Origin of the sequence: Blastococcus sp. TBT05-19 (assembly GCF_003319095.1) — a bacterium.
GTDB lineage: Bacteria > Actinomycetota > Actinomycetes > Mycobacteriales > Geodermatophilaceae > Blastococcus.
Genome location: NZ_QOHI01000024.1, coordinates 1 through 505, shown reverse-complemented (window position 1 = coordinate 505; position 505 = coordinate 1). Strand labels below are relative to the sequence as shown.

General features: G+C 66.5%; 1 protein-coding gene. It reads left to right on the top strand.

The features are described 5' to 3' along the window. Positions 1-498, top strand: a 498-nt coding sequence (locus DQ244_RS19155) for an L-lactate permease (RefSeq protein WP_147251567.1), incomplete at its 5' end; no start/stop codon positions are given. Positions 499-505 lie beyond the last annotated feature (7 nt).

The following is a 505-nucleotide window of genomic DNA, read 5'->3' as shown; positions in this document are numbered from 1 at the left end:
GCCCTGTTCGTTCCCACCGTGCTGGTGCTGGTCATCGCCGGATGGCGCAGCATGCGCCAGACCCTTCCGGTGACCCTGGTGATCGGCATTTCCTTCGCCATCGCCCAGTGGTTGTGCGCGACGTACTTCTCCTATGAACTGACCGACATCGTCGCCTCGCTGGTGGGCCTGGGCGTTGCGGTGCTCTTCTTGCAGGTGTGGAAGCCCAAGGGCGCCGACGAGGCCCGCGAGCGCATCCTCACCCCCGAGGCGCTGGCCAAGCCGGTGGACGCGAACCGCAACCTGCTCCCGGGGGCGACCTGGATGGCGTTGTTCCCCTACGTGCTGGTGATCCTGATCTTCGGTGTGGCCAAGCTGTGGCGCCTGGGCGTGGACATCCCGGCGGCGCTGGCCGCCACCGACGTGAAGTTCGGCTGGCCGGGGCTGCACGGGAACATCGTGGACGGCAACGGCGAGGCGGTCTCCTCGACGATCTACCTGTCTCTTATACACATCTGACGCTGCC